Source organism: Pseudonocardia sp. NPDC049154 (assembly GCF_040648315.1).
Taxonomy (GTDB): Bacteria; Actinomycetota; Actinomycetes; order Mycobacteriales; family Pseudonocardiaceae; genus Pseudonocardia.
Genome location: NZ_JBEZDN010000007.1, coordinates 104,155 through 128,946, shown reverse-complemented (window position 1 = coordinate 128,946; position 24,792 = coordinate 104,155). Strand labels below are relative to the sequence as shown.

23 protein-coding genes are annotated in these 24,792 nt (G+C 72.4%); 8 read left to right on the top strand and 15 right to left on the bottom strand.

Translation table 11 applies throughout. The features are described from left to right. From AB0B41_RS06605 to AB0B41_RS06595, 3 genes are all read left to right on the top strand, one after another. On the top strand, positions 1–1,028 hold a 1,028-nt coding region (locus AB0B41_RS06605), incomplete at its 5' end, for a CaiB/BaiF CoA-transferase family protein (RefSeq protein WP_358199723.1). After that, complete coding sequence (locus AB0B41_RS06600) at positions 1,025–1,825, top strand: enoyl-CoA hydratase-related protein (protein WP_358199721.1); 801 nt, start codon at positions 1,025–1,027, stop codon at positions 1,823–1,825. The genes AB0B41_RS06605 and AB0B41_RS06600, both read left to right, overlap by 4 nt. Continuing rightward, entirely contained in the window at positions 1,822–2,691 is an 870-nt protein-coding gene (locus tag AB0B41_RS06595) for an alpha/beta hydrolase (protein ID WP_358199719.1), read from the top strand. The genes AB0B41_RS06600 and AB0B41_RS06595 overlap by 4 nt, the downstream gene beginning before the upstream one ends. Before the next feature lie 72 nt (positions 2,692–2,763). On the opposite strand, the gene AB0B41_RS06590 is transcribed toward AB0B41_RS06595, so the two are convergent. From AB0B41_RS06590 to AB0B41_RS06540, 11 genes are all read right to left on the bottom strand, one after another. Continuing rightward, a complete protein-coding gene (locus AB0B41_RS06590) occupies positions 2,764–3,006 on the bottom strand; it encodes an SDR family NAD(P)-dependent oxidoreductase (protein WP_358199717.1) in 243 nt (80 codons plus the stop codon). A 44-nt stretch (positions 3,007–3,050) separates the two neighbouring features. After that, entirely contained in the window at positions 3,051–3,812 is a 762-nt protein-coding gene (locus AB0B41_RS06585) for an SDR family oxidoreductase (protein WP_358199715.1), read from the bottom strand. Positions 3,813–3,893: 81 nt separating this feature from the next. Then, complete coding sequence (locus AB0B41_RS06580) at positions 3,894–4,679, bottom strand: enoyl-CoA hydratase-related protein (protein ID WP_358199713.1); 786 nt, start codon at positions 4,677–4,679, stop codon at positions 3,894–3,896. After that, positions 4,654–5,469, bottom strand: a complete 816-nt coding sequence (locus tag AB0B41_RS06575; RefSeq protein ID WP_358199711.1) for a hypothetical protein — start codon at positions 5,467–5,469, stop codon at positions 4,654–4,656. Before AB0B41_RS06575 ends, AB0B41_RS06580 begins: the two co-directional genes overlap by 26 nt. Before the next feature lie 3 nt (positions 5,470–5,472). After that, on the bottom strand, positions 5,473–6,234 hold the full coding sequence (locus AB0B41_RS06570) for an SDR family NAD(P)-dependent oxidoreductase (RefSeq protein ID WP_358199709.1): 762 nt from the start codon (positions 6,232–6,234) through the stop codon (positions 5,473–5,475). Further along, complete coding sequence (locus AB0B41_RS06565) at positions 6,213–7,688, bottom strand: AMP-binding protein (RefSeq protein ID WP_358199706.1); 1,476 nt, start codon at positions 7,686–7,688, stop codon at positions 6,213–6,215. The genes AB0B41_RS06570 and AB0B41_RS06565 overlap by 22 nt, the downstream gene beginning before the upstream one ends. 15 nt (positions 7,689–7,703) lie before the next feature. Next, on the bottom strand, positions 7,704–9,083 hold the full coding sequence (locus AB0B41_RS06560; protein ID WP_358199704.1) for an aldehyde dehydrogenase family protein: 1,380 nt from the start codon (positions 9,081–9,083) through the stop codon (positions 7,704–7,706). Then, entirely contained in the window at positions 9,080–11,029 is a 1,950-nt protein-coding gene (locus tag AB0B41_RS06555) for an NAD(P)/FAD-dependent oxidoreductase (RefSeq protein ID WP_358199702.1), read from the bottom strand. The genes AB0B41_RS06560 and AB0B41_RS06555 overlap by 4 nt, the downstream gene beginning before the upstream one ends. 32 nt (positions 11,030–11,061) lie before the next feature. Continuing rightward, the gene (locus AB0B41_RS06550; protein ID WP_358199700.1) at positions 11,062–12,381 is read right to left on the bottom strand and encodes a TetR/AcrR family transcriptional regulator; all 1,320 of its coding nucleotides are present in this window, start codon (positions 12,379–12,381) and stop codon (positions 11,062–11,064) included. A 58-nt stretch (positions 12,382–12,439) separates the two neighbouring features. Then, a complete protein-coding gene (locus AB0B41_RS06545) occupies positions 12,440–13,243 on the bottom strand; it encodes an alpha/beta hydrolase (RefSeq protein WP_358199698.1) in 804 nt (267 codons plus the stop codon). A gap of 10 nt (positions 13,244–13,253) precedes the next feature. Next, positions 13,254–13,955 (bottom strand): nitroreductase, encoded by a 702-nt coding sequence (locus AB0B41_RS06540; protein ID WP_358199696.1) that lies wholly within the window; start codon positions 13,953–13,955, stop codon positions 13,254–13,256. 138 nt (positions 13,956–14,093) lie between these two features. On the opposite strand from AB0B41_RS06540, the gene AB0B41_RS06535 reads away from it, so the two are divergent. The 5 genes from AB0B41_RS06535 to AB0B41_RS06515 are packed head-to-tail and all read left to right on the top strand — an operon-like array spanning position 14,094 to position 22,061. Continuing rightward, positions 14,094–15,404 (top strand): oxygenase MpaB family protein, encoded by a 1,311-nt coding sequence (locus tag AB0B41_RS06535; RefSeq protein WP_358199694.1) that lies wholly within the window; start codon positions 14,094–14,096, stop codon positions 15,402–15,404. A 39-nt stretch (positions 15,405–15,443) separates the two neighbouring features. Then, positions 15,444–16,610, top strand: coding sequence for an acyl-CoA dehydrogenase family protein (locus tag AB0B41_RS06530; protein ID WP_358199692.1), 1,167 nt, complete (start codon positions 15,444–15,446; stop codon positions 16,608–16,610). Beyond that, a complete protein-coding gene (locus tag AB0B41_RS06525) occupies positions 16,607–18,343 on the top strand; it encodes an AMP-dependent synthetase/ligase (RefSeq protein ID WP_358199690.1) in 1,737 nt (578 codons plus the stop codon). Before AB0B41_RS06530 ends, AB0B41_RS06525 begins: the two co-directional genes overlap by 4 nt. Then, the gene (locus AB0B41_RS06520; protein WP_358199688.1) at positions 18,340–19,227 is read left to right on the top strand and encodes an alpha/beta hydrolase; all 888 of its coding nucleotides are present in this window, start codon (positions 18,340–18,342) and stop codon (positions 19,225–19,227) included. The genes AB0B41_RS06525 and AB0B41_RS06520 overlap by 4 nt, the downstream gene beginning before the upstream one ends. Further along, on the top strand, positions 19,224–22,061 hold the full coding sequence (locus AB0B41_RS06515) for an AMP-binding protein (RefSeq protein WP_358199686.1): 2,838 nt from the start codon (positions 19,224–19,226) through the stop codon (positions 22,059–22,061). The genes AB0B41_RS06520 and AB0B41_RS06515 overlap by 4 nt, the downstream gene beginning before the upstream one ends. 57 nt (positions 22,062–22,118) lie before the next feature. Here AB0B41_RS06515 and AB0B41_RS06510 read toward each other — a convergent pair whose 3' ends face one another. Genes AB0B41_RS06510 through AB0B41_RS06495 form a run of 4 tightly spaced genes read right to left on the bottom strand, consistent with a single transcriptional unit; the run spans position 22,119 to position 24,790 of the window. Beyond that, a complete protein-coding gene (locus tag AB0B41_RS06510) occupies positions 22,119–22,568 on the bottom strand; it encodes a universal stress protein (RefSeq protein WP_358199683.1) in 450 nt (149 codons plus the stop codon). A gap of 13 nt (positions 22,569–22,581) precedes the next feature. Beyond that, entirely contained in the window at positions 22,582–23,679 is a 1,098-nt protein-coding gene (locus AB0B41_RS06505) for an ATP-binding cassette domain-containing protein (protein WP_358199681.1), read from the bottom strand. 29 nt (positions 23,680–23,708) lie between these two features. After that, positions 23,709–24,245, bottom strand: coding sequence for a hypothetical protein (locus AB0B41_RS06500; RefSeq protein ID WP_358199679.1), 537 nt, complete (start codon positions 24,243–24,245; stop codon positions 23,709–23,711). Next, positions 24,212–24,790, bottom strand: coding sequence for a hypothetical protein (locus AB0B41_RS06495; protein ID WP_358199677.1), 579 nt, complete (start codon positions 24,788–24,790; stop codon positions 24,212–24,214). The genes AB0B41_RS06500 and AB0B41_RS06495 overlap by 34 nt, the downstream gene beginning before the upstream one ends. Positions 24,791–24,792: the final 2 nt, after the last annotated feature.

The window sequence follows — 24,792 nt, the reverse complement described above, 5'->3', positions numbered from 1 at the left end:
TGGAGCTCGGCGGGGTCGGGCCGGTCGCCTTCGCCGGGACGGCGCTGGCGGACCTGGGCGCGGACGTCGTCCGGCTCGCGCGGCCGGGCGAACCCGAGGTGCATTCGATCCTGTTGCGGGGCCGACGGATCGTCGAGCTCGACGTGCGTGCGGACCCTACCGAGGCCGCGGTGTTGGCCGGCGTGGCGGACGTCGTGCTCGAGGGGTTCCGGCCCGGGGTCGCCGAGCGGCTCGGCCTCGGCCCGGACGCGGTGCTCGCGGCGAACCCGTCGTGTGTGTACGGCCGCATGTCCGGATGGGGCCGGTCCGGTCCGGGCACCGACGCCCCGGGTCACGACATCAACTATGCCGCCGTCGCGGGCGCGCTGCACCTCGCCCGCGGCACCGACGGCCGCCCCGTCGTGACGCCCGGGTTGATCGGCGACTTCGGTGGAGCGGGGATGACCCTCGTGCAGGGTGTGCTCGCCGCGCTGGTGTCCGCCGAGCGGACCGGGCGCGGGCAGGTGGTCGACTGCAGCATCCTCCGGTCGACCGCCACGCTCACCGCGGCCGCCCACGAGCTCGCCGCACAGGGAGCGGTCGCCGTCGCAACCGGCGCGGGCGAGGCCCCGTTCTACCGGGCCTACCGGTGCGCGGACGACCGGTACGTCGCCGTCGGTGCGGTGGAGTCGACGTTCTACACCGCGCTGCGTGCGCTGTGCGGGCTCGCCGGAGCGGAGTGGGACGCTCAGTACGCCGCGGCGGGGTGGCCCGAGCGCTGTGCCGAGTTGGAACGGGTCTTCGCCACACGCACGCGCGACGAGTGGTGCGCCGACCCCGGTGCGGCACCCGCCTGTGTGTCCCCCGTCCTGGACCTGGCCGAGGCCCCCACCCACCCGCGAACGGTCGACGTGTTCGTCGAGCGGGGCGGGCGGGTCCAGCCGGACGTCGGCCCGCAGCTGTCGGCCACCCCCGGGACGGCGGCCCCGCCGCCCCGACGCGTACCTCCCGGCGAGGTGCGCACGACCTGGCTCGAGGAGAAGAGATGACCGGAACGGACACCGGCCCGATCGCGCTGACGATCGCCGACGGCGTCGCCGAGATCCTGCTCAACCGCCCGGACCGGCGCAACGCGATGGACCTGGCCCTGCAGGAGGGCCTCGTCGCGGCGATCGAGACGGTCCGCGGGAGCGACGCCCGCGCCCTGGTGGTCGGCGGCGTCGGCAAGCACTTCTGTGTGGGCGCCGACCTCGACGTCGTCGACGGGGAGGACCGCGCGGGTGGCGACGACACCACCACGCGGATGCTCGCCGCGTGCGAGGCGTTCCTCCTGGCCCTGCGCACCCTGCCCATGCCGGTGGTCGCCGCTGTCGAGGGGGCCGCGGCCGGTGGTGGCGCGGGCCTCGCGCTCGCGGCCGACCTGCGCGTCCTCGGCCGGTCGGCGACGCTGCACGGCAGCACGTTCCCGCTGGGCATGACGCCCGACGCCGGCGTGTCCTGGTACCTCGCTCGCGCGCTCGGCCCCGCCAGGGCCACCAACCTGATGATCCGCAACGCCCCGATGACCGCGGAGCTCCTCGCCTCCGTCGGGCTCGCCGACGCCATCGTCGACGACGGAACCGCGCTGGCGGAGGCCCACCGGTTGGCCGCCGAGCTGGGTCCGCGCACACCGCCCTTGGCCATCGTCGGGCTGCGGGAGCTGATGGCCGCCGCCTCGACCAGCGACCTGGCGGGACAGCTCGATCGGGAACGACAGTGGGTCGGAACGCTCAACCGCACCGCGGACTTCGCGGAGGGGGTCTCGGCCTTCCTGCAGCGCCGCACACCGGAGTTCACGGGCCGATGACCGTCCCGACCTGGTTCGCCGACGCACTCGCCACGCCCTACGACACCGCCGAGGTGCACTCCGACGGGGCTGCGATCTGCTACCTCGACGCGGGGCCGCGGGACGCTCCCCCGCTGGTGTTCGTGCACGGCGGCACCGCCCACGCACACTGGTGGTGGCCCGTGTCCGCCCGCTTCGCCGCCACCCACCGACTGATCCTGCCGGACCTGTCCGGACACGGCACGAGCGACCGCCGCGAGCACTACTCCTTCGACGGCTGGGCGGACGAGCTCGCGACCGTCTCCGCGGCGGCCCTGGAGGGCACACCCGCGGTGTTCGTGGGCCACAGCATCGGCGGGCTGGCCTGCATGGCACTCGGTGCCGAGCACCCGTCGCTCGTCTCGGCGGTCGTCGCCTGCGACACCCTGCTCCGCGCACCCGACACCGCCCCGTCCTTGCCGGTCAGCCGCCCCCCGACCCCGGGGAAGCCGATCCCGTCCTTCGCCTCCGTCGCCGAGGCCCGCGGCCGCTTCCGCACCATCCCGGCCCAGTCCGACTGCGCGGGCTACGTCCTGGACCACGTCGTCCCGCACTCGTTGCGCGCGGAAGGCGGTCGCTGGGTCTGGAGCTTCGACCGACGCATCCTCAGCCAGTTCGACGACGACGTCGCCCACCTCGCCTGGCCGTGGCTGCGCCGCCTGCGCTGCCCCGTCGGCTACCTCCGCTCCGAGCACGGCCTCGTCGAGGCTGAGGTCGTGGCCCGGCTGGTCGATGAGCTCACCGTGCCTGTCCACCTGGGCGAGGTCGCGGGGGCCGGCCACCACGCCATGCTCGACCGTCCCGACGAGCTCTTCACGGCCCTCGGCGACCTGCTCGGAAGGCTCTGACGGGCGGCCGACGCGTCCCTCAGGCGATGCTGCCGTCCGGGCCTCCGCCGTCCACCTCGATCCGCTGGCCGGTCACGTAGCCGGCGTCGGAGGTGGCGAGGAAGCGGCGGGATCGTCCAGCGGGGCGGCATAGGCCCGTGCCTTGCCGCCGCCCTCCTCGATCGCGGCGACCACCTCGGCGGCGGCCTGCTCGTCCCGGCGGTAGTGCACCGCGACGACCGCGCCCTCCGCCGCCAACCGCAGCGCGACCGCCCGGCCGACCCCTCGTGATCCCCCCGTGACCAGCGCAGTCCGGCCGGCCAGCCGCTGAACCATGTGTGTCTCCGTTCGACCCGCCGTGCTGCGGACTGTGGTCCCGCTCAGAACTGCGACGACGTCAGCCCGCCGTCGAGGACGTAGGTGGTGCCCGTCACCCAGTCCCCGGCGTCCTCCGCGAGATGGGTGATCGCCCGCGCCACGTCCTCGGGCTGCCCCAACCGGCCCTGCTTGGAGGTGAAGAAGTCCCCCGCGACCGAGCCGGTCATCCGCTGGAACGTCTCCAACAGGTCGTCGGACAAGGCCGTCTGCACGAACGCCGGGCAGACGCAGTTCACCCGGATCCGCTGCGGTCGCAGCTCGACCGCCGCGGTCTTGGACAGGTTGATGACCGCGGCCTTGGTCGCGCCGTACCCGGCCAGCATCGGGATGCCGTTGAGCCCCGCCGTGGAGGCCACGTTGACGATCGCGCCGCCACCGCGTCCGGTGAGGGCGGGCACGGCCGCCTTCATCCCGTTGAAGGTGCCCCACAGGTTCGTCGTGAGGAGCCGGTCGAACTCCTCGTGGGTGAGCGCGGCGAAGGGCAGCAGGCTCGCGACCCCAGCGTTGTTGACCATCACGTCCAGGCCCCCGAACAACGACACGGCCAGGTCGACCGTCCGCTCCATCGCCTCCCGGTCGCGCACGTCGAGCGCGGTCGCGTGGGCGGCGTCGCCGATCGCGTCCGCGGTCGCCTTCGCCCCCGCCTCGTCGATGTCGGCGACGAGAACGCGGGCGCCGAGACGGGCGAAACGCTCCGCCGCAGCTCGCCCCAACCCGGTCGCCGCGCCGGTGACGATCACACTCTTGCCGTCGAAGTCACTCACCGTCGAGCCTCCTGCTGATCGATGTCATGCGCGAAGGGGCGCGGCCGCTGGACGCGGACCACGCCGTCAGGGCCGAGCGGGCTACCGGCCGGTGAAGGCCGGTGGCCGTTTCGCGGCAAAGGCGGCGATGCCCTCCGCGAAGTCCGGACCGGCGAGGAGCGCCTGCTGTCCGACCAGCTCACGCTCCAACGCGTCGGCAAGGCCCGGGAGGGACGCCGCGTTGACGGCGGCCTTGGTCTGCGCCAACGCCGCCGTGGGGGCCGCCGCCAACCGCCAGGCGGTGGCGGCCAGCTCGTCTTCGAATCGGTCCGTCGGGACGATGGTCGAGACGAGACCGACCGCCTCGGCCGTCCGCACGTCGAGGCGCTCGGCCAGAAGGGCGAGCCGCAGGGCGCGGTGGCGCCCCAGCGAGGCCGCGACGAGTGCGGTCGCGCCGCCGTCCGGCATCAAGCCGATCTTGCTGAAGGCCAGCAGGTAGTAGGCCGCCTCGTCGGCCACCACCAGGTCGCACGCGAGCGCGATCGACACCCCGACGCCCGCGGCGAGACCGTTGAGCCCGCAGACCACCGGGACGGGGGTCGCCGTGATGGCGGTGACGAGCCGGTTCGCCGCCTCGATGACCGAGGTGTCGACGGCCGAACCGGTCGCCGCCGACGCCCCTCCGCTGATGTTCGCCCCCGAACAGAACGCGCGCCCCGCGCCGGTGAGCACGACGACCCTGGCCCCTCCGGCAACCGCGCCCTCGATCGCCTCGGCCGCGGTGCGGAGCACCTCCTCGTCGACCGAGTTGAGGGTCTCGGGCGAGTCGAGGACGACGCGCAGGACCGCCCCGTCGGCGCCTTCACGCTTCACCTGGAGTCCCTGCACCTCGGACACCTCCGTTCGATGCGACGTCCCCTGCGTAGAGCGCGAGCATTCCTTCGACGTCCGCGACCACGGACTCGCCGTGTCGGCCGAGAGCCCCGAGCACGAGGCTCAGGCGCTGGCGGGCCAGGGCGAGCAGTGGTGCACGTCGGGGCCCGGACACGGCCGTCGCCGCTCCGACCGCCTCGTTGGCGGCGTTGAGGGCTCGGGTGAGGTTCCCCTCGGCCAAACGGTTGTCGGCCAGGGTGATGAGCACCCAGGTCAGCTCGGCAGGTCGGTTCTCCCGGCGAAGGTCGCGCGCGAGCACCTGGATGTCGGGAACAGGCATGTCGACACACCGCCGTGCAGCGGCGTGGACCAGCCGCTCGCCCACGGTCGGCTCTGCATCGCCGCGCAGGCGAGCCACCTCGCCGAGATGCCACGCCGCCGCGCCGGGCCGTCTGCCCGCGTGCTGAAGCACCATCCCGAGATTCGCGACCAACCTGGTTCGCGTCGGCCAGGGTCCGTCCGCGACGGTGGCCAGGGTGGCCGCCGTCGCTGCGGCGACGCCGCCCTCGGCGAACAGGGCGCTTTCCAACAGGAGCAGCACGGCGGCCTCGACGGCGGGGCTCAGGACCTCCGGGGCCGGGCTCGTGAGCTCGACACGGACGGCATCAGCGAACGCGACCGCCGCCCGCTCGGCGCAACCGTCCGCAGCCAGACCGCGACCGAGTTCGTAGAGTGCAACGGCCGGGGTCCAGGTTCGCGCCGGAAGCGGCGCGAGCAGGGCGCCCAGCAACGGGTCCGCGGTCATGGATCAGAGCCTCGTGGCAGCGTCCAGCCGCACGACCTCACCGTTGATCAGCTCGTTCTCCATGAACGAGCCGACCAACTGGGCGAAGTCCGCGGGCGTGCCGAGGCGCTTCGGGAAGACGTGCAGGTTCAGCAGCGCCTCGCGACGCTTGTCGTCGGCACCGGCGAGCATGCCCGTGTCCATGATCCCCGGGCAGACGGTCATGACCCGGATGCCCCAGATCGCCAGGTCGCGCGCGAGCGGCAAGGTCAACGAGACCAGACCGCCCTTGGACGCCGCGTAAGCGGCTTGTCCGACCTGTCCCTCGAGCGCCGCGGCCGACGCCACGTTGACGACCAGTCCGCGCTCACCGTGCTCGCCCGGCTCGTTGCGGGACATGACCTCCACGCAGCGACGGAGCACGTCGAACGCGCCGGCGAGGTTGATGTCGAGCGTCTTCCTGAACACGTCGAGGGGGTGCAGGTCGCCCTTGCGGGACAGCACCCTGGCCGCCGGGCTGATGCCCGCGGCGTTGACGCAGAGGTCGATGCGCCCGAAGTGGTCCGCCACCGTCGCGACGGCCTTCTCGACGCCCGCCTCGTCCGCGACGTCGCACGGGACGAACACGGCGTTCTCGCCAAGCGACGCGGCGAACTCCTCGCCCGCCGACGAGGGAAGGTCGATGATGCCGACCTTGCCGCCGCGCTCGGTCAGCATGCGAGCGGTTCCGCCCCCGAGGCCGGACGCGCCACCGGTGACCAGCCCTACGGCGTTCTCGATCTGCACGTGCTTCTTCTCCTCTGTCGTGTGTTCGGGTCAGGGACGGCGCCGGGGACGGGGAGACCTGCTCGCGGTCCACCGGGCGCGCGGACGTACCCGGCCTCGTCCATGGCCGCGAGCTCTCCGGTGTGCAACCAGCCCTCGGGATCGATGATCGCCCGCGTCCGCCCCGGGTCGGCGCGGTAGCCACGCATCACGTGGGGCCCCCGCACCAGCAGCTCGCCGTCCGCGGCGATGCGTGCCTCCGTGCCGGGCAGGGCCACGCCGACGCTGCCGATCCGGATGCCACCGGGCGGCGGCAGGGTCGTCAGCACCCCGGCCTCCGCCGAGCCGTAGACCTCGGCCAGGGGCAGCCCCAGGGCCAGGAAGAACTCCTGTGTGTCCAGTGCGAGACCCGCGGTGCTCACCATGAGGTCGCACTCGCTCAGGCCCAGCTCGGACCGTGCGGCGCCGAGCACCTCGGACTCCGCGGCGTCGCAGAGCCGGCGCAGCGACGCTCCCACCCATTCTCCGCGCTGACCGAGCGCGACGCGGCGGGTGGCGGCGTCGAGCGCGGCGGCCACGTCGGTGGCATCGGGCCGCGCCGCGAACCGCCCCTGCAGGTCGGCGCGCAGGCGCTCCCAGGTGTGCGGGCCCGCGGCGAACCAACTCGGTCGGGTCTCGGCCACCGCCGCGGGGACGTCCTCGGGGTCGCGGACCGTGGTGATCGTGTGCCCCGCGGTCATGTGCAGGTAGTGCGCAAAGAGCCGGCCGACGGGCTCGGCCGGCGGGAGGTGCGACAGGCACGCGCCCCGGACGCGCAACGGCAGGTTCCGGTGGCAGGCGTCCATCACGTAGGTGAGGTTCGCGTGGGTGAGCTCCACCGCCAGAGTCCGACCGTCCGGCGCGGTCCCGTACACCAGCGTGGCGACGTCGTCCGGATGGACGCCCTGCCACACCCGCCGGAAGTCGAAACCGGGGGCGGCACGGCAGCGCAGCTGGTCCAGGCTCACGGTGCCGATCGTCGGTGGTCCGTCGATCAGGACCACGTGCTCGACCCGCGGCGCCCGTGCGGTGAACACCACCTCGAGGAACCGCCGCTCGCACACCACCACCCTGCTCTGCGCGTGCCGCAGGGCGTCCTCGAGCCACTCCGCCGAGGCTCCGGGGTCGAGCGAGAACGGCACTGCGCCGAGGTGCAACGCGGCGGTGTCGACGAGGTGGAACTCGGGGCGGTTGGTGAGCAGCAGGGCCATCGTGTCCCCGCGGCCGAGCCCGAGCCCGGCCAACCCACCCGCGAGTTCCTCGACCGCACGCCCGTACTCCGTCCGGCTCAACGCTCGCCCGCCGCCGTGGGCGCGCAACGCGGGCGCGCCCGGGTCGGCGGCCAGCGTCCGCTGGAAGGCGGCGCACAGGGTGCCCGCCCCCGCTCCGGGCGGAGCGTGGGGGTGCAGGGGTGAGGCGTCGACGCTGACGGCCATGACTGGACCTCCGGGTCAGCCCATGACCCGGCGCAGCAGCTTCTGCGCGCCGGGCCCGTAGGGCGGGTAGGCGAAGGACGGGTCGATCGCGGTCGGCTTGTGCAGCACTGCGCGCAGGTGGCTGAACGTGTCGAAGCCGTACCGGCCGTGGTAGGCCCCGAGCCCGGACGGCCCGGTCCCGCCGAACGGCAGGTCCGGAACCAAGAGCTGGTAGAGCAGGTGGTTCACGCAGTACGAACCCGAGTTCGTCAGCTCCATGACCCGATCGGCCGTGGCTTGCGAGGCGCTGAACAGGTACAGCGCCAGAGGATCGGGCCGGGCGACCACGAACCGCACCGCGCTCGCCAGGTCCGGCACCGACAGGACCGGCAGGATCGGCCCGAAGATCTCCTCCTGCATCAGAGCGGAGTCCGGGTCGGGGTCCGTCACGAGGGCCGGAGCGAACCGGCGCGCCGCCCGTTCGCGGGCGCCACCGAACACCTCGCCCCCATGCCCGGACAGCAGCCCGTCGAGCCGGTCGAAGTGTGCTTCGGAGACGATCCGCGTCGGCTCGGCCTTGCCCGCCCACTCCAGGTGCTCGAGAAGGCGCTCGACGAGGGCGGGCCGGACCGCGTCCTCCACGAGCACGTAGTCCGGTGCGATGCAGGCCTGGCCGGCGTTGACGGTCTTGGCCCAGGCGATCCGCCTCGCGGCGACGTCGAGGTCCGCGTCCCGTGCGACGATCACCGGGCTCTTCCCGCCCAGCTCGAGGGTCGCCGGCGTCAGGTCCTTCGCGCAGGCCTCCAGCACGATCCGGCCCACCCGGCCGGACCCGGTGAAGAACACGTGGTCGAAGCGCTCGGCCAGCAGCGCGGTGCTGATGGTGGCATCCCCGGTGACCACGGCGACCGCGGCCGGGTCGACGTAGCGCGGCAGCAGGTCCGCCAGCAGCGCCGCGCTGGCGGGGGCGAGCTCGGACGGCTTGATCACCACCGCGTTGCCCGCGGCGAGGGCGCTGACCGCCGGCTGCAGCGTGAGCAGCAGCGGGAAGTTCCACGCCCCGATGACGAGCACGACGCCCTTGGGCGTGGGGACCACCCTGGCCTTGCCCGGCTGCTGCCCCAGGGGGAGGGTGACCTTGCGCGGAGCCGCCCAGGCCTTCAGCTCCGCGAGGGTGTGCCGGATCTCCGCGGTCACCGGGGCGACGTCCCCCATGAACGTCCCCATCGCGTTGCGGCCCAGGTCCGCCTCCAGCGCGGCGGCGACATCGGCCTCCCGCTCGGTGAGCAGGCGTAACAGACCTTCGAGCTGGTCACGGCGCCAGGTCAACGAGCGGGTCCGGCCGGAGTCGAAGGTGGTCCGGAGCCGGGAGACGGTGGCGCCGATTGCGGTCGGGCCGTTCAGGGTGGCGGTCATGCCGTTACCTCTGAACGCTCGTCGACCGCACGCAGGTGGAAGTCCCCGAGGCTCGGCTCATGCGCCCTCTTCCAGTAGTCGAGGTACTTCCACGGGCTGTTGGTGACGATCCGGCCGCGGCTGTTGCGGTAATAGGTGGTCATGCCGGGGTGATTCCAGATGGTGCGTTCCAGCGCGGCCGCGAGGTCGGCGTCGTACGCGTCGAAGACCTCCTGCCGGACCTCGACGGCGGCCAGCCCGCGGTCGACCATCTCGGCGAGGAGCGCGGTCACGTGCTGGACCTGGATCTCTGTCCCCGCGATGACGGTGCCGCCGTGCCCGGTGTTGGTGTTGGGCCCGTAGAGGCAGAAGAAGTTCGGGAAGCCCGGCACCGAGATGCCGAGGTGGGCGCGCCCGTCGTCATCCCCCCAGACCTCGTGCAGCGAACGGCCGTCCCGGCCGACCACCTCGATGGTCTCCAGCACCTTCACCGCGTTGAACCCCGTGGCCAGGACGAGGACGTCCGCCTCGTACTCGGTTCCGTCGGCGCTGCGGACGCCGCGGGGGGTGACCTCGGCGATCGGCGTGGTGACCAGGTCGACGTCGTCGCGCTTGATCGCCTCGTACCACCCGTGGTCGACGAGCAGCCGCTTGCCGTAGGGCGGGTAGCTCGGCAGCGACTTCTCGACCAGGTCGGGCCGGTCCTTCAGCGAGGCCTGGACGAAGCCCGTGAGCAACTTGCGCAGGCCGTCGTTGCCGCGGTTGATCGCGCGATCCGGGTGCGGGAACTCCGGGTCGATCTGCAGCAGGCCGTGCAGCTTGTCACCCATTCGCCAGAACAGCCGCGCCCGGTACCAGCCCTGATACCAGGGCACGTGCCGGTTGAGGAAGTGCACCCCGGTGGGGACCTCGGCTGCCTGGAGCGGGTGTGGCATCGCCCACTGCGGTGAGCGCTGGAAGACCCGCACCTCGGCCGCGATTCCCGCGGTCGCCGGGACGAACTGCATCGCGCTGGCGCCGGTCCCGATCACCGCGACCCGCTTGCCCGCGAGGTCGAGGTCGGGGTCCCACCGGGCGGTGTGCAGGCTCGGGCCTTCGAACGAGTCGAGACCGGCGATGGCCGGGACGCTCGGCACGTTCAGCAGGCCGACCGCGCTGACCAGCGCGGTGGTCCGCAGGGTCTCGGCCGTGCCGTGGGCGGTGCGCAGGTGCACGGTCCAGGACGCGGCCCCGTCGTCCCACTCCGCCCGGGTGACCTCGGTGCCGAACCGGATGTGCGGGCGGATGCCGAACCGGTCCGCGAGGCCGCGCCAGTACTCGGCGAGCTCGTCACGGCGGGCGAAGTAGCGCGACCAGCTCGGGTTGGGCGCGAAGGACAGCGAATACAGGTGGCTCGGGGTGTCGACGCCGCAGCCCGGGTAGACGTTGTCGTTCCAGGTGCCGCCGACGTCCGCCCCCTTCTCGAGCACGACGTAGGGGATGCCCGCCTGTTGCAGCCGGATCGCCAGGCAGAGGCCGGAGGCACCGGCACCGATGATCGCGACCGTGACCGGTCGCTCGGGGTCCTGCCGCGCGGGCACCGAGGCGCGCGGGTAGACCCCGATCTCCTCGCCGAGCAGCAGCCCGTAGTCGTCGGGGATCCGGTCGCCGACCGTGGCCGCCAGGATCTCGACCAGCCGCGCGGGAGACGGCGCCTGTGCCGGGGTGAGCGCGCCGTCCCGCCAGTTCCGGAGCACGGCGAACGCGGACGCGAGGACGGCCGAGCGGGTCTGCTCGTCGAGGCCGCCGGAGTCGTGGTCGCCGAGGTCCGGTGGCGGCGTCGGCCGGAACGGCTCGGTGATCCACCGGTCCTCGCCGGTCAGCTGGGCGAGCGCGGCCAGGAGCGTCGGAAGGTTCGCGGACCCCAGTGCGTCGCGCAGGTCTTCGTCGGTGAAGTCCGCCGACACCGGCGGCGTAAGCGACTGCATGACATGACCATACAGTGTGTTCAGACGGAACGTCAATTCGCGGGGCGCGTCACCCACGGGGCGTCGAGAACGACCAGGAGCAGCTCTCCCAGCACGTCCGCGACCTGGTGCAGGTCGCCCAGGTGCGGTTCTCCCGCAAGGCTTCCTGCGATGCTGCGTTCGATCGTCCACACGAGACCCGCCGCCAGGGGGGCGACCGTCGGGCCGGTCACGCCGGTCTCCCGCCGGTCCGCCTCGATCTGGGCGGCGAGGGCCTCGGCGCAGCGACGCTGCCCGGCCAGGTAGGGCTCCCGGAGCTCGGGCCGGCGCGGCCATTCGTGAAGGGCGTTGCGCATCACGGCCGGGCTCTCCCAGCTGTCGACCCAATCCCGCAGGGCGGTGCGGACGGCCTGCGGGTCCGCCTGGTGGTTCCGCACCGCGGCGACGAACGCCTCCGCCTGCTGCTCGGAGGCGCGGCGGAACAGAGCGGCGAAGGCATCGTCCTTGCTGCTGAAGTAAGCGTAGAAGGTCGCCCGGGAGACGGTGCCGTCCCCGATGATCCGCTCGACACTCAGGTCCTCCAGCGACACGTCCTCCAGCAGCTCGGCGACCCGGCGCAGGATCTGCTCGGCCGTGGGGTTCGCGGCGTCGCGGTTCCCGGTCACCCCCGGGCCAGCGGAGGGGAGCGCCGCGGTGGGCACGGCCTCGGGATCGTCGTCGCCGAACGGCTCGACCGCGCGGAGCACGCCGTAGATCGCGGCGTAGGTCAGCTCGGTGAACGCCTCGAACCGTGCGCCCCCGGAGACGAGGGCCGGGTCGAAGCCCCGCGCGCCGACGTAGAAGGTGCGTTCGACACCGCAGACCAGCACGGCGGCGAGGAGCTCCGGGGAGGGTCCCGCCGGCGCCCTCCCCTGCTCCCGCTCATGGGCAATCTGCTCGGAGACCGCGGCGATGAAGCGCTCCCGCATGGTCAGCCAGGCGGCGGTGACCTGCGGGACGGAGAAGATGTTCTCGATCGCGGCGCAGCTGACCGCGCCCCGGTCCGCCCACATCCCGACGGTCTCGCGCAGGCTCGCGTCGAGCGACCGGGCTCGATCCTTACCGGGCTGGGCCTGCCACGGCGACTCCGCGACCTCGTAGGTCTCCTGGAGCAGGCGGGCCAGCAGGGCGGCCAGCACGTCCGCCTTGGAGGCGAAGTAGTGGTAGAAGTTCGCCCGCGACACCCCGGCCCGTTTGATGATCTTCGCTACGGTGATGTCCTGTAGCGAGACCTCCGCCAGCAACTCCTCCGTGGCGGCGAAGACGGCCTGCTCCGACGCGGAGCGACCGTCGTGTGCTCGAGGTCGCTGCCGCGTCACGGGGTTCACGCTCACCCCGTGATCGTATCCCATGTCTGAACACTATGACTGGACAACGCTTGGTAGCACTCGGTCACGCCGCGAGCGCCTTCTGCAACGCCGCGTCGAAGTCGTCCGGGCACTCGAACATCGGATAATGCCCGCAGTCGAGCTCGACCAGGGTGCTCCCGGTCTGCTCGTGGACCCATCGGGCCCCCTCGATCGGGGTGAACGGATCCCGCAGCCCGGTGATCTGGGTCAACGGCACCGTGAGTTCATCGAGCGCCCGCAACTGCTCGGCACGCAACAAGGTCGTCATGCACTCGTTGGCGACCCAGCTCGGCGTCTGCAGCGAGATGCCGTGAAGCCAGTCCACGAGGTGCGGAGCGGGAGGCGAGGCGAAGGTGTCGACCAGCGCCTGCCGGCGGAAGCCGACCCGGTCTCCGTGCTCGCCGCCGTGCATCGCGTTCTCGATGATTCCTGGGGGCGGACCGTAGGGAAACCCCGGCTGCCGAGCGCCGGCGACGCCGGCGGACCCGACCAGCACGAGCCGTGCGACGAGCTCGGGGAAATCCGCGACCAGCCGGAGCGCCGTCATTCCGCCGAGGGACCACCCGACCACAGAGGCCCGCTCCACCTTCAGCGCACGCAGGACCGTGGCGGCATCCGCCGCGAGGCGGTCGACTCCGTAGCCCCGTAGCGGGGCGTCCGACCAACCGTGCCCGCGCAGGTCCATGCCCAGGACGCGATGGCCGTCGTCGGCGAGGACCCGCATCTGTCGGTCCCAGGCCTGGTGGCTGAGCGTCCAACCGTGCAGCAGCAGGACCGGGTCACCTTCGCCCAGGTCCCGAACGCTGACCGCAACCCCTCGCTCGACCTCGATGTGGCGCAGAGTCATGATGTCGTCCTCACGCGTCGACGATGGTCGCGAACTCGGATACGGACTGTCGTCCGGTCCGGTACGAGTTGGTCGGGTGATCGGCGTCGGGCCGACCGAACGAGATCCCGAGCAGGACCCTCCGGTCCTCGCCGAGGCTCAGGAACTCCCGGATGAAGGGCGCCTGACTCGCCAGTGCGGCCTGCGGGATGGCGCCGAGTCCTCGCACGTGCGCGGCCAACAGGAAGCTCTGCACGAACACTCCGCAGTCGACGGCGCCGTAGACGCCGAGCTCCGTCGCGGTCGTCACGATTGCGACGTGCGGCGCACCGAAGCAGTCGAAGTTGCGCAGCATCTCCCGGGCCGAGGCCGCACGGTCGCCGCGTTCGATGCCCACTGCCTCGTAGAGCTGCCATCCCGAGGCACGCCGCCGATCGGCATGGACGCCGGTGTAGGCCTGCGGGAAGTCGAAGTCGGGCTCCTCACGCGGACCGGCCTCCACCCGCTGGACCAGGCCTGCGCGGAACCGCCCGAGTGCTGCCCCGGAGAGGACATGCACGCGCCACGGTTGCGTGTTGCACCACGAGGGTGCATGTCGGGCCGCGTCGAGGACCTCCTCGACCACAGCCGGATCGACGGGCTCCTTGCGGAAGCCTCGGCAGCTCCAGCGCTCGGCGAGCACCCGGTCGAGCACGTCCGCCTCGATCCGGTCGCCGACGGTCGGAACGGTCATCGGTCCTCCTCGTTGTACGGTCGTCGGACTCCGTGAACATACACCGCATGTAGACACAGTGTTCAAAAGCGCTTAGGCTCGTGTCGGCGATGTCACACCGAGTGACGACACCTGGCTCATCGACGAGGAGGAGGGCTCATGACCGGCACCATCACGGACCGCGAGCAGCGCCGGGAGGGCAGCCTGGACGTGCCCGAAGGCCTGCCGAGGGGCATCGACCTGGGACGGATCAACAACCGCGACAAGGCGATCGCGATGTTCGGGCGGCGCTACGTCGAGGAGCTCACCGAGCACGCGTTGCTCGGCGACGACCCCGCGTACCGCTTCATGCTGGAGTGCCGCAACTCGACCCCGGGCGCGGGGATGCGGAACTTCAACCAGGCACTCGAACGCGGTATCGACTCCGTGGACGCGCCCTCTCCCGGCTTGGCGGGCTTGTTCGCCGAGCTGGACCACATCCCGGACTGGGTGGACTTCGACCAGCTGCACCGCGGCGCCGTCGCCTTCTGGCGGGCCGGGCCGATCGTGCCGCCTATCCTCGCCTGGTCGTCCATCGCGACGGGTTTCTCGATGTACTCCTCCACCCGGCCCGTCCTCTTCAGTGGCCGTCTGCAGGACTCCGAGCGGGTCGGCGGAAGACTGATCGAGAGCTTCCGCTACATCGTCGCGGCCTACACCCCCGGCGGGATGAGTCGCTTCGCCGACGGCTTCCGACTCACCGCCAAGGTCCGCCTGATCCACGCCGCGGTCCGTTACGGACTGTCGCGGTCGGACTCGTGGGACTGGGCGAACTGGGGCGTGCCGATCAACAACCTCGACTCGATGCACACGCAGGCCGGCCAGTTCGGCGTCGGCTTCATCGACCCCGTGCAGAAGTCCGGCGTGCGGTTCAGCGACCGGGAGATCGAGGACATCATCGCGCTGTCCCGCTACGTCGGCTGGGTCATCGGCGTGCCGGCGGACATCCTGCACACCGACTACGACGACGCGCGCCGCAAGGCCACCTTCCACAAGCTCATCGAGCAGCCCGCGGACGACTACTGCCGCAAGACCGTGCACTCGATCATGCGGTTCAGCGTGGAGAACCCGCCCGGTGACGTCGAGGTCCTCCCCGGCCCGGTCGCGAGGTTCATGACGACGGAACGTCGCCTGAAGCTCGCCTACGGCATGCTCACCGGCTGGCAGCCGAAGTACATCATCGACATGCTCGACATCGAGCCCACCCCGTGGCGCCACACCGTGCCGGTCATCAGGCCGCTGCTGCGCGCCTACAACCGGATCTCACGCCTCCTCCCGCACGACGACGAGGAGACCACTCGCAAGCTCCTGGCCACGTTCAATTCCGCCATCGCCGTGGAGGGCGGGGACCGTTCGAAGGAGGTCGCCAACCCGGACGAGGTGGGTGCGGACGTGGCGAAGAACCTCGGCAAGATGCCGAAGGTCGCGTGATCTATACATAGTGTTCAGCCGCTCTGTATAGTCGACGTCATGAGCACCGTCGCCGCCCCTCGGCCCCGGCTCGGTTTGTTCGAGCCGGAGCACGAGGACTTCCGTCAGAGCTTCCGTTCCTTTCTGGAGGCCGAGGTCGTCCCGGCCTACGCCGACTGGGAGCGGGAGGGGATCGTCCCTCGCGAGGTCTTCGCCGCCGCGGGCAAGTCCGGCTTCCTGGGCATGGCGCTGCCGGAGGAGCACGGCGGCGGCGGCGGTGTGGACGACTTCCGCTTCAACGCCGTCATCGCCGAGGAGGTCGCGGACACCGGCTGCGTCTCCTTCGGCATCAACCTGCACAACGACATCTGCCTGCCCTACTTCCTCGGGCTGGCCGACGCCGAGCAGCGGGCCAGGTGGATGCCGGGACTCGCCTCGGGCGACCTCATCGCCGCCATCGCCATGACAGAGCCGGGCACCGGCTCGGACCTGGCAGGCATCCGCACCACCGCCCGTCGCGACGGCGACCACTACGTCCTCGACGGGGCCAAGACGTTCATCTCCAACGGGATGAACGCCGATGTGGTCATCGTGGCCGCGCGAACGTCGGAGGACCGGCACTGCGGGCTGTCGCTGTTCGTGGTCGAGCGCGACACCCCCGGCTTCGCCCGTGGCCGCAACCTCGACAAGATCGGGATGCACGCGCAGGACACCGCGGAGCTGTTCTTCGACGGCGCCCGGGTCCCGGTGACCAATCTGCTCGGCGAGGAGGGCGGCGGGTTCAAGGCCCTCGTCGGCAACCTCGCCCAGGAGCGGATGACGATCGCGGTCGCGAGCGTCGCCTCCGCGGCCGCGGCGCTGCGCCAGGCCCTCGAGTACACGAGGAGCCGCACCGTGTTCGGCAAGCCGGTCTCGAGCTACCAGAACACCCGCTTCGAGCTGGCGGACGTGCACACCAAGGTCGAGATGGCCCGCGCGTTCGTGGACTCGTGCCTGCACGAGCTGGTCGCGGGCACGCTCACGCCGGAGCGGGCGGCCATGGCCAAGCTCGCCGCGAGCGAGCTGCAGTTCTCCGCCGTCGACCGCTGCCTGCAGCTGTTCGGCGGCTACGGCTACATGACCGAGTACCCCATCGGCCGGGCCTTCGCCGACGCGCGGATCGGCCGGATCTACGGCGGGACGTCGGAGATCATGCGCGAGATCATCGGAAGGTCATTGGGAGTATGAGCACTGCACCCGGAGTGGGCGCCGGCACCCTGTGCGCGGCGTTCCAACGCGCCGTCGCGGCCGACCCGAGCGCACCTGCGCTGCGGGCCCACGGTTCCGACATCGTCCTGAGCAGGGCCGAGTACGCGGCGGAGGTCGAGCGGGTCGCGGGCGGCCTCGCCGCACTCGGCGTCCGCCGGGGCGACCCGGTCGGCATCATGCTGACCAACCGTCCCGAGTTCCACCTCGTCGACACGGCCGCACTGCACCTCGGCGCCATCCCGTTCTCGATCTACAACACGTCCTCCCCCGACCAGATCGAGTATCTGCTCGGGCACGCCGAGAATCGGGTGCTGGTCTGCGAGCCGCAGTTCCGCGAGCGCGTGGAGGCGGCGGCGACCCCGCACCTCGAGCACCTGATCGGGCCGGACGAGTTCCCGCCCGCGGAGCCGGACTTCGACTTCGCCGCCGCATGGCAGGCGGTGGAGCCCGGCGACGTCGCGACCCTGATCTACACCTCCGGCACCACCGGGCCGCCCAAGGGCGTCGAACTGACCCACGCGAACGTCATGTTCGTGTTGGACACCTGCGACCGGCGGTTCCCCTTCGCGCGGGACGGGGCGTGTCTGTCCTACCTGCCGACCGCTCACATGGCGGACCGGATCTTCTCGCACTACCTGCATATGGTGACGGGCTGGACGCTGACGACCGTCGCGGACGCGTCGCAGGTGTTCGCGGCCGTCGCGGCGACCCGGCCCAGCTGGTTCCTCGGCGTCCCGCGGATCTGGGAGAAGCTGCGGCAGGCGCTGCTTCGCGGGGTGTCCGCGCTCCCCGAGGAGCAGCGCACCGCCGTGGAGAAGGCGCTCGACGAGGCGCTGACAGAGGTGCGGAACCGGCAGGCCGGAGACGGCGTGCCGGGCCCGCTGGCCGAGGTCCCGCCTGCCCTCGCAGCGATCCGGGCCAAGCTCGGGTTCGACGACATCGTGCTGATGATGACCGGAGCGGCCCCGATCGCCCCCGCCGTCCACGAGTTCTACCTCGCCCTCGGCCTGCCCCTGATGGAGGGCTTCGGCATGTCCGAGACCGGAGCGCTCGGCATGACCAACCTCGCAGACGAGATCCGGGTGGGCCGGATCGGGCTCCCGATGCCCGGCACCGAGTCCCGGATCGCCGAGGACGGCGAGCTGCTGCTGCGCGGCCTGCACATCATGCGCGGCTATCGCAAGGACCCCGAGAAGACGGCCGAGGCGATCGACGCGGACGGCTGGCTGCACACCGGGGACGTCGCGACGGTGGACGACGCGGGCTGGTACCGGATCGTCGACCGCAAGAAGGAACTGATCATCAACGCCGCGGGCAAGAACATGTCGCCGGTGAACATCGAGAGCGCGCTCAAGGACGCCTCACCGCTCATCGGGCAGGCGTGCGCCATCGGCGACCGCAGGCCGTACAACGTGGCGCTGCTCGTCCTCGACCCGGAGGCCGCCGCCTCGTGGGCAGCCTCGAACGGCCTGGCGGACCCCTCCCCGGCAGCGGTCGCCACCGATCCGGGGGTGCGCGCCGAAGTGGCCGACGCCGTGGCCCGAGCCAACGAGCGGCTGTCGCGGATCGAACAGGTCAAGCGCTGGGAGCTGCTCCCTACGGAGTGGCTGCCGGACGGCGACGAGCTCACCCCGACGATGAAGATGCGCCGACGCGGCATCGCCGACAAGTACGCCACGACGATCGAGGACCTGTACGGACAGCCACGATGACCCTGGTGCCCGCCCGCGCCGCGATCGTCGGCGGAGTCCGGACCCGGCTGTTGACGGTCGACGGCGAGGGGCCGACGTTCCTGCTGCTGCACGGGTTCTCCGACTCGGCCGACACCTGGCGGCCGCTGTTGGGTGAGCTGGCGCGGCGGCGACGCCGCGCGGTGGCGGTGGACCTGCCCGGCTTCGGCCGGGCCGGTCCGCTCGGCCGAGGGCCCGTGCTCCCCCAGCTCGACGCGTTCCTGGCTGCGCTCGTGGAGCGCGAGCCGGGACCGGTCGTGCCGGTCGGCAACTCGATGGGTGGGCTGACGGTGCTGCGCAGCGCCGGGCTACCGATCGCCGCCCGCGTCGCGGTGTCCCCCGCTGGCTTCGGCTTCCTGCCCTCCTTCGACCGGGTCGACGACCTGCTGACCCGGCTGCTCCCCGTCCTCCGGGTCGCCTACCGCGCTCCGGTCCCGGCGCCGATCGTGAGGGCCTACGCCGCGGCGTTCTACCGCTTCCGGCTCGCGAAGGGCGCGGCCGACCCGACGCTCGCCCTGCGCTACGGCTCCCACTTCGGCGGGATGGCGGACTTTCGCCGCTACGGCGCGATCGGCAGGCAGCTCAGCGCCGAGATCAAGGCGAACCCGCTCGACGTGCGGCGGCTGACCGAGCCACTCCTGATGATCTGGGGAGCCGAGGATCACATCTGCGACTCCCGGCCGGTGGCCGCCGCCATCGCGGACCTGCCGAACGCTCGCCTCGAGCTCCTCGAGAACTGCGGGCACAGCGCCCAGATCCAGCGTCCCGACCGGGTTGCAGACCTCATGGAGGAGCTGGTCGAGAGCCTCGCCGACGCGCCGCCGCTGCGCGTCCTGCCCCGACCCGCGGGAGGATGCACGCGATGAGTCCCGCCCTGCCGTCGTGGGCCCGGGGACTGCTCTCCACGGCGGCGAACGTCGTGGAGTACGCCCGCTTCGGCGGGCTCGACACCGGTGAGGAACCGGCCCCGTTCGACATCGCGGGCCGCGGCCCGGTGCACCGGCTGCGGCGGTACTTCCCCGGCACGCCGACAGGCCGGGCGCCAGTGCTGCTCGTGCCGCCGCTGATGCTCACCGCCGAGGTCTGGGACGTCTCCCCCGCCACGAGCGCGGTCGCGCTGCTGCACGACTCGGGCCTCGAGCCCTGGGTGCTCGACTTCGGCGACCCCGGCCGCGAGGCGGGCGGCGGGAAGCGCACCGTGACCGACCATGTCCTCGCGCTCTCCGCGGCGATCGACCAGGTCGCGGACCGGACCGGCCGGGCCGTGCACATCGGCGGCTACTCGCAGGGCGGGCTGTTCTGCTACCAGGCGGCGGCGCTGCGCGGCTGCCGGGACGTGGCGAGCATCGTGGCGCTGGGCAGCCCGCTGCACCCACTGGAGATCCCGGGCGTCGATCTCCCGGAGGATCTGGTCGCCGAGCTGCAGGACCTGTGGACGTGGGTGCTCGGCCGGACCGGGCTCCCGGGCTGGGCCGCGGCCAATCTCTTCAAGTGGACGAGTCCGGTCAGCGCGATCCAGGGCCAGATCCAGTACCTGTCCGCCCTGCGCGACCGGGACGCTCTCCTGCCCCGCGAGCGTCAGCGGCGCTTCCTCGCGGGCGACGGCTGGATCACCTTCCCCGGCCCGGCGATCACCGAGGTCATGGACAGCATGACCCACGAACGCTTCCGCCGCGGAGGGCTGGTCTTCGGCGACCGCACCGTCACACTCGCCGACCTCACCTGCCCCATCCTGATCTTCACGGGGACGAAGGACGGGTTCGCACCCGCACCCCACGTCCGGGAGATCGCGCAGGCCGCGCCGCGGGCGGAGGTCTACGAGTGCTCGCTGCCCACCGGTCACTTCGGACTCGGCGTGGGCTCCCAGGCCCGGCGGGTCACCTGGCCGACCGTGGGTGCGTGGGCGCGCTGGCAGGAGGGGGCGGCGGAGCTCCCGGAGGCCGTCGGTCCGGTCGGAGACGTGGAGCCGATGGCGAGCGGATCGCCTGGCACCGGGGTCACGCACACCCTCTGGTCCGCGGCGAAGCTCGCCCTCGAGGCGGGCCGGGCGGTGCCCGGAGCCGCCTCCGCGCTGTCGGCCCAGCTCACGGACTCCCTGCAGGAGATCGCCCACTTGGCGGCGGAGCAGCTCCCGCGGCTGGCCCGGCTCGAACGGGTCGGGCCGCACACCCGCATGTCCTACGGGATGCTGCTCGACGAGGCGGCCGCCGCACGGCCCACGGCGACCGCGCTCCTGCTCGGCGACCAGGCCTACACCCACGGGCAGGTCAAGGAGCGCGTCGACGACCTGGTCCACCGGCTTCTGGCCGTCGGGATCCGCCGCGGCGAGCACGTCGGGGTCCGGTTCGGCTCGAGCATCCACCAGCTCACCGCGGTCGCGGCCCTGAGCCGCATCGGCGCCGTCGCCGTGCTGCTGCGGCCCGACGGTGACGTGGACCGGGAGGTCGCCCTCGGTCGGGTCGAGCGGCTGGTCACCGATCGGGCGTCCCGACCGGACACCGCTCTGCCCGTCCTCGTCGTCGGGTGCGGCGAGCTGGACCTCGACACCCCGCGGCCTCCGCTGCCGGAGTGGTTCGAGCCCAACCCGGGCCGGGGTGCGGACCTGGCGTTCGTGCTGTTCACCGGGGCGGGCGAGGGAACCCGGCCGATGCCGGTGACCAACCGGCGCTGGGCGCTGTCCGCCTTCGGTGCCGCCTCCGCGGCGGCGCTGACGCCGGGCGACACCGTCTACTCGGCGAGCCCCCTGCACCACGCCTCGGGGCTGTTGCTGAGCACGGCCGCCGCCGTCGTCGCGGGCTCCCGGCTCGCCCTCGCCCCGACCTTCGACCCGGGCCGCTTCTGGCCGGACGTGCGGCGGTACGGGGCCACGGTCGTGCCCTACACGTGGGCGATGCTCACGACCCTGTTGGGCCGCGAGGTGGTCCCGGAGGAGCGGCACCACCCCGTCCGGCTCTTCGTCGGGTCCGGCATCCCGCGGTCGGTGTGGCACCAGGTGCTGCGTCGGTTCGCACCGGTCCAGGTCCTGGAGCTCTTCGCCGTCGGGCGGACGAACGCGATCCTCGCCAACGTGTCGGGCCGCAAGGTCGGCGCGGCGGGACGCTCCCTGCCGGGGACGGCCCGTACGGAGCTGGCCGCACTCGGCCCCGACGGTGACCTCGTGCTCGACGCCGAGGGGCACGCCGTGCCCGCGGCCCCCGGCGAGCTCGGGATGCTCCTCGCCGAGGTGGACGACGACCAGCCGCTGTGGGACGCCGTCCCACGGCGTGGGGTGTTTCGGCGGGACGACACGTGGCTGGTGTCCGGCGAGCTCTTCCGGCGCGACCAGGACGGCGACCTGTGGCCCGTCGGGCGCCACGGCGGCCACCTGGACACCGCGGCAGGACCGCTGCACCCCCGCGAGGTCGAGGACGCGCTCGGCGAGCTCCCGGAGATCGACCTCGTGGTCTGCCACCCGGACGCCCGCGGGCGCGTGGTCGCCGCGGTCGTCTGTGCGCCCGGTGCGTCGCTGACGCCACGGGCACTCGGTCACGCGCTCGACGGCCTGCCGACGCCGGCGCGCCCGGAGGTGATCCACCTCGTCGACCGCATCCCGCTGACGGACTGGTTCCGCCCCGATCCCGCGGCGCTGCCCGCCCCCGGCTCGGCCGGTCGGGTGTGGCGGCGGACGAAGACGGGCCGGTACACCGCCGCGCGCTCCTGACCGGGTCGGACACGCCGGAGGGGGCACCACGGGTGTGATGCCCCCTCCGGTGTCCGTTCAGGAGGTGTGGACGATCAGGACGTCCACGGCCGACCGCCGGGCCGCGTCCGAGGGGACGCTGCCCAGGACGCGGTCGGTCAGCGTGCCGAGTCCACGGTTGCCGACGACCAGCAGGTCCGCTCCGTGCTTCTCGACGAGCCCCAGCAGGACCTCGACCGGTGCGCCGTCGACGGCCTCGGTCTCGATGCGGTCGGCGGGCAAGGTCACCCCGGCACGATCCCGGGCGACCCGCAGGCTGTCCTCGGCCGGTGTCCAGCCGTGGACCAGGTACGACTCGCCCTTCAGCACGTCGTCCGCGGCCTCGATGTTCCGGTCGTCCGGGTGGTAGGCGGAGCCGATGACGAGGGTGGCGTCCGTGGCCGCGGCGACGGCGGCGGCGCGGTCGACCGCGGCGTACGACGTGTCGGACCCGTCGGTCCCGACGACGACGGTGCGATAGGCGGACATGGGTGCTCCCTGCTCAGGTGAAGCGGCGGAACTCGGTGGTGGGCGCGCCCGGGTCGGAGTCGACCCGCGGGAGGACCCGGGTGGGGTCGTCCGGCCTGCCGTACGGGGCCGCGCCGACGGCGCGCGCGCGAGCCGCGGGGGCCTCGTCGGTCTCCGCCAGCGACGTTCGGATGGCCTCCTGCGCGGCCGGCGGGAGCGTGTGCAGCATGTCCCGCACCCGCTTCTGCCGCCGGGCCACCGCCTTGCGCTCGGGCAACCCGGCCGTGGCGACCAGCTGCGGCTTGATCGGGGGCAGCCCGTCGAGCTCGCCGACCTCGGCCAGCTCTCTGGCCGCCTGCGCGGTGTCCTTCTCCTCGCTCATCCCGATCGGACCCTGGCGGCGCCCGTTGAGGAACTGCGATACCACGGGGTCCTCGCTGGTCAGCAGCACCTCGCGCGGGCCGAACATCGCCAGGTGCTTGCGGTAGAGCATCCCGATGTTGTCCGGGACGGTCTGCGCGGTGTTGATGTCGTGGGTGACGATCAGGAACGTGGAGTCCGTCTGCGCGTTGAGGTCCAGGATCAGCTGGTTCAGGTACGCCGTGCGCACCGGGTCGAGGCCGGAGTCCGGCTCGTCGAACAGGATGATCTCCGGGTCCAGCACCAGCGCGCGGGCCAGCCCGGCCCGCTTGCGCATACCGCCGGAGATCTCACCGGGGAGCTTGGACTCGTCGCCCTTCAGGCCGACCATGTCCATCTTCTCCATGACGATGTCGCGGATCTGCGACTCGGACTTCTTCGTGTGCTCGCGCAGCGGGAAGGCGATGTTGTCGTAGAGGTTCATCGACCCGAACAGCGCGCCGTCCTGGAACAGCACCCCGAACAGCTTCCGGATCTCGTACAGCCGGGACTCGGTGCAGCGCACGAGGTCCGTGTCGTGGATGACGATCGAGCCCTTCTCCGGCTTGAGCAACCCGATCAGGGACTTCAGGAACACCGACTTCCCGGTGCCGGACGGGCCCAGCAGCACCGACACCTCCCCCGGGGGCAGGGTCAGGGTCACGTCGGACCAGATGTTGGCGCGGCCGAAGGACTTCGAGAGTCCCTTGACCTCCACCTCGACACCGGGCACGGGTCCTCCTCGTTTCTCTCGGTGGGGGCTCAGACGGGGGTGAGCTCGGAGACGAGCCAGCGGTCCTCGGGGCGTTCCATCGTCACGCGGACCCGGCTGCCGACGGCGTCCGGCGGGGCGCCCTGCGCGGTGGTCGTCTGGTTGAGGAACATCAGCACCGTCACGAGGTCGGGGCCGTCCTCGGACACGACCGCGGACTCCTTCGGCTCGGCCGAGGTGACCAGGGCGCTCTGCGCCGCCGCGGGGAGCACGACGTCGTGGAGCAACTGCCCGTAGTCGTCCCGGAACGTGCCGGTCAGCAGGTCGAGGCGCCGTGGGATCTCCGCCTCCAGCGTGGTGTGGTCATAGGACAGCAGCTGGGGTACGGCCTGTCGGGCGGCCGCGACGGCGTCCGTCCGGGCCTGGGCGACCGCGGACTCCCGCAGGTGCAGCAGCCCGAACGTCACGGTCGCGGCGAGCAGCACCAGGGCGACGGCACCGGCCACGAGCGGCCTGCCCGCGAGCACGCGGGGCACGACGGTGAGCCTGCCGGTCAGCTCACGAAGTTCAAGGTTCCGACGAGCCATCGGTCACCCTCCTTCACCAGGTCGAGCTTCATCCGGTAGAGCCGCGGCTCGGCGTCCGGGGACTGCGCGTTGCGGACCTCGCTGCGCACGGCGACCAGCGCCTCGGCGGAGTTTGCGTCCGCGCTCACGAGGCCGGCCTCGGTGATCTCGCCGGTCGACCCGACCTTCGAGTCCCGCACCATCTGCACGTAGGAGTCCAGGTTCTGGCGGAACAGGTCGCCGAACTCGCCGGTGCCCGAGTCGATGACCCGCTGCACGTCCGCGTCCGCCGTCTCGGCCGAGATGGACGACAGCGCGACGGCGGCGGCGCGGGCGGCGTCGAGCGCCGCGGCCCGGTCGGCCTCTCCGGCGCGGTCGACGAGCCAGAGCACCAGGGTCGCGACGGTCGTGCCGAGCAGGACCAGGAGCACGACGAGGCCGATCACGCCCCGGCGGCCGGACGACGGCCGCGCCGCCTGCTCGGCCACCGTGCCGTCCCCGGGGACGGCGGTGTCCGGGTCGAGATCGGGCTCGTCCTCCGTGTGGAGTCGGTGGGACGCGGTCATCC

What these genes read in the sequence shown, in the direction of transcription:
- AB0B41_RS06555 (WP_358199702.1), bottom strand. Translation starts at nt 11,029, where the DNA reads ATGCAGTCGCTTACGCCGCCGGTGTCGGCGGACTTCACCGACGAAGAC.
- AB0B41_RS06535 (WP_358199694.1), top strand. Translation starts at nt 14,094, where the DNA reads ATGACCGGCACCATCACGGACCGCGAGCAGCGCCGGGAGGGCAGCCTG.
- AB0B41_RS06595 (WP_358199719.1), top strand. Translation starts at nt 1,822, where the DNA reads ATGACCGTCCCGACCTGGTTCGCCGACGCACTCGCCACGCCCTACGAC.
- AB0B41_RS06590 (WP_358199717.1), bottom strand. Translation starts at nt 3,006, where the DNA reads ATGGTTCAGCGGCTGGCCGGCCGGACTGCGCTGGTCACGGGGGGATCA.
- AB0B41_RS06495 (WP_358199677.1), bottom strand. Translation starts at nt 24,790, where the DNA reads ATGACCGCGTCCCACCGACTCCACACGGAGGACGAGCCCGATCTCGAC.
- AB0B41_RS06575 (WP_358199711.1), bottom strand. Translation starts at nt 5,469, where the DNA reads ATGACCGCGGACCCGTTGCTGGGCGCCCTGCTCGCGCCGCTTCCGGCG.
- AB0B41_RS06525 (WP_358199690.1), top strand. Translation starts at nt 16,607, where the DNA reads ATGAGCACTGCACCCGGAGTGGGCGCCGGCACCCTGTGCGCGGCGTTC.
- AB0B41_RS06520 (WP_358199688.1), top strand. Translation starts at nt 18,340, where the DNA reads ATGACCCTGGTGCCCGCCCGCGCCGCGATCGTCGGCGGAGTCCGGACC.
- AB0B41_RS06600 (WP_358199721.1), top strand. Translation starts at nt 1,025, where the DNA reads ATGACCGGAACGGACACCGGCCCGATCGCGCTGACGATCGCCGACGGC.
- AB0B41_RS06560 (WP_358199704.1), bottom strand. Translation starts at nt 9,083, where the DNA reads ATGACCGCCACCCTGAACGGCCCGACCGCAATCGGCGCCACCGTCTCC.
- AB0B41_RS06500 (WP_358199679.1), bottom strand. Translation starts at nt 24,245, where the DNA reads ATGGCTCGTCGGAACCTTGAACTTCGTGAGCTGACCGGCAGGCTCACC.
- AB0B41_RS06565 (WP_358199706.1), bottom strand. Translation starts at nt 7,688, where the DNA reads ATGGCCGTCAGCGTCGACGCCTCACCCCTGCACCCCCACGCTCCGCCC.
- AB0B41_RS06530 (WP_358199692.1), top strand. Translation starts at nt 15,444, where the DNA reads ATGAGCACCGTCGCCGCCCCTCGGCCCCGGCTCGGTTTGTTCGAGCCG.
- AB0B41_RS06510 (WP_358199683.1), bottom strand. Translation starts at nt 22,568, where the DNA reads ATGTCCGCCTATCGCACCGTCGTCGTCGGGACCGACGGGTCCGACACG.
- AB0B41_RS06515 (WP_358199686.1), top strand. Translation starts at nt 19,224, where the DNA reads ATGAGTCCCGCCCTGCCGTCGTGGGCCCGGGGACTGCTCTCCACGGCG.
- AB0B41_RS06545 (WP_358199698.1), bottom strand. Translation starts at nt 13,243, where the DNA reads ATGACTCTGCGCCACATCGAGGTCGAGCGAGGGGTTGCGGTCAGCGTT.
- AB0B41_RS06540 (WP_358199696.1), bottom strand. Translation starts at nt 13,955, where the DNA reads ATGACCGTTCCGACCGTCGGCGACCGGATCGAGGCGGACGTGCTCGAC.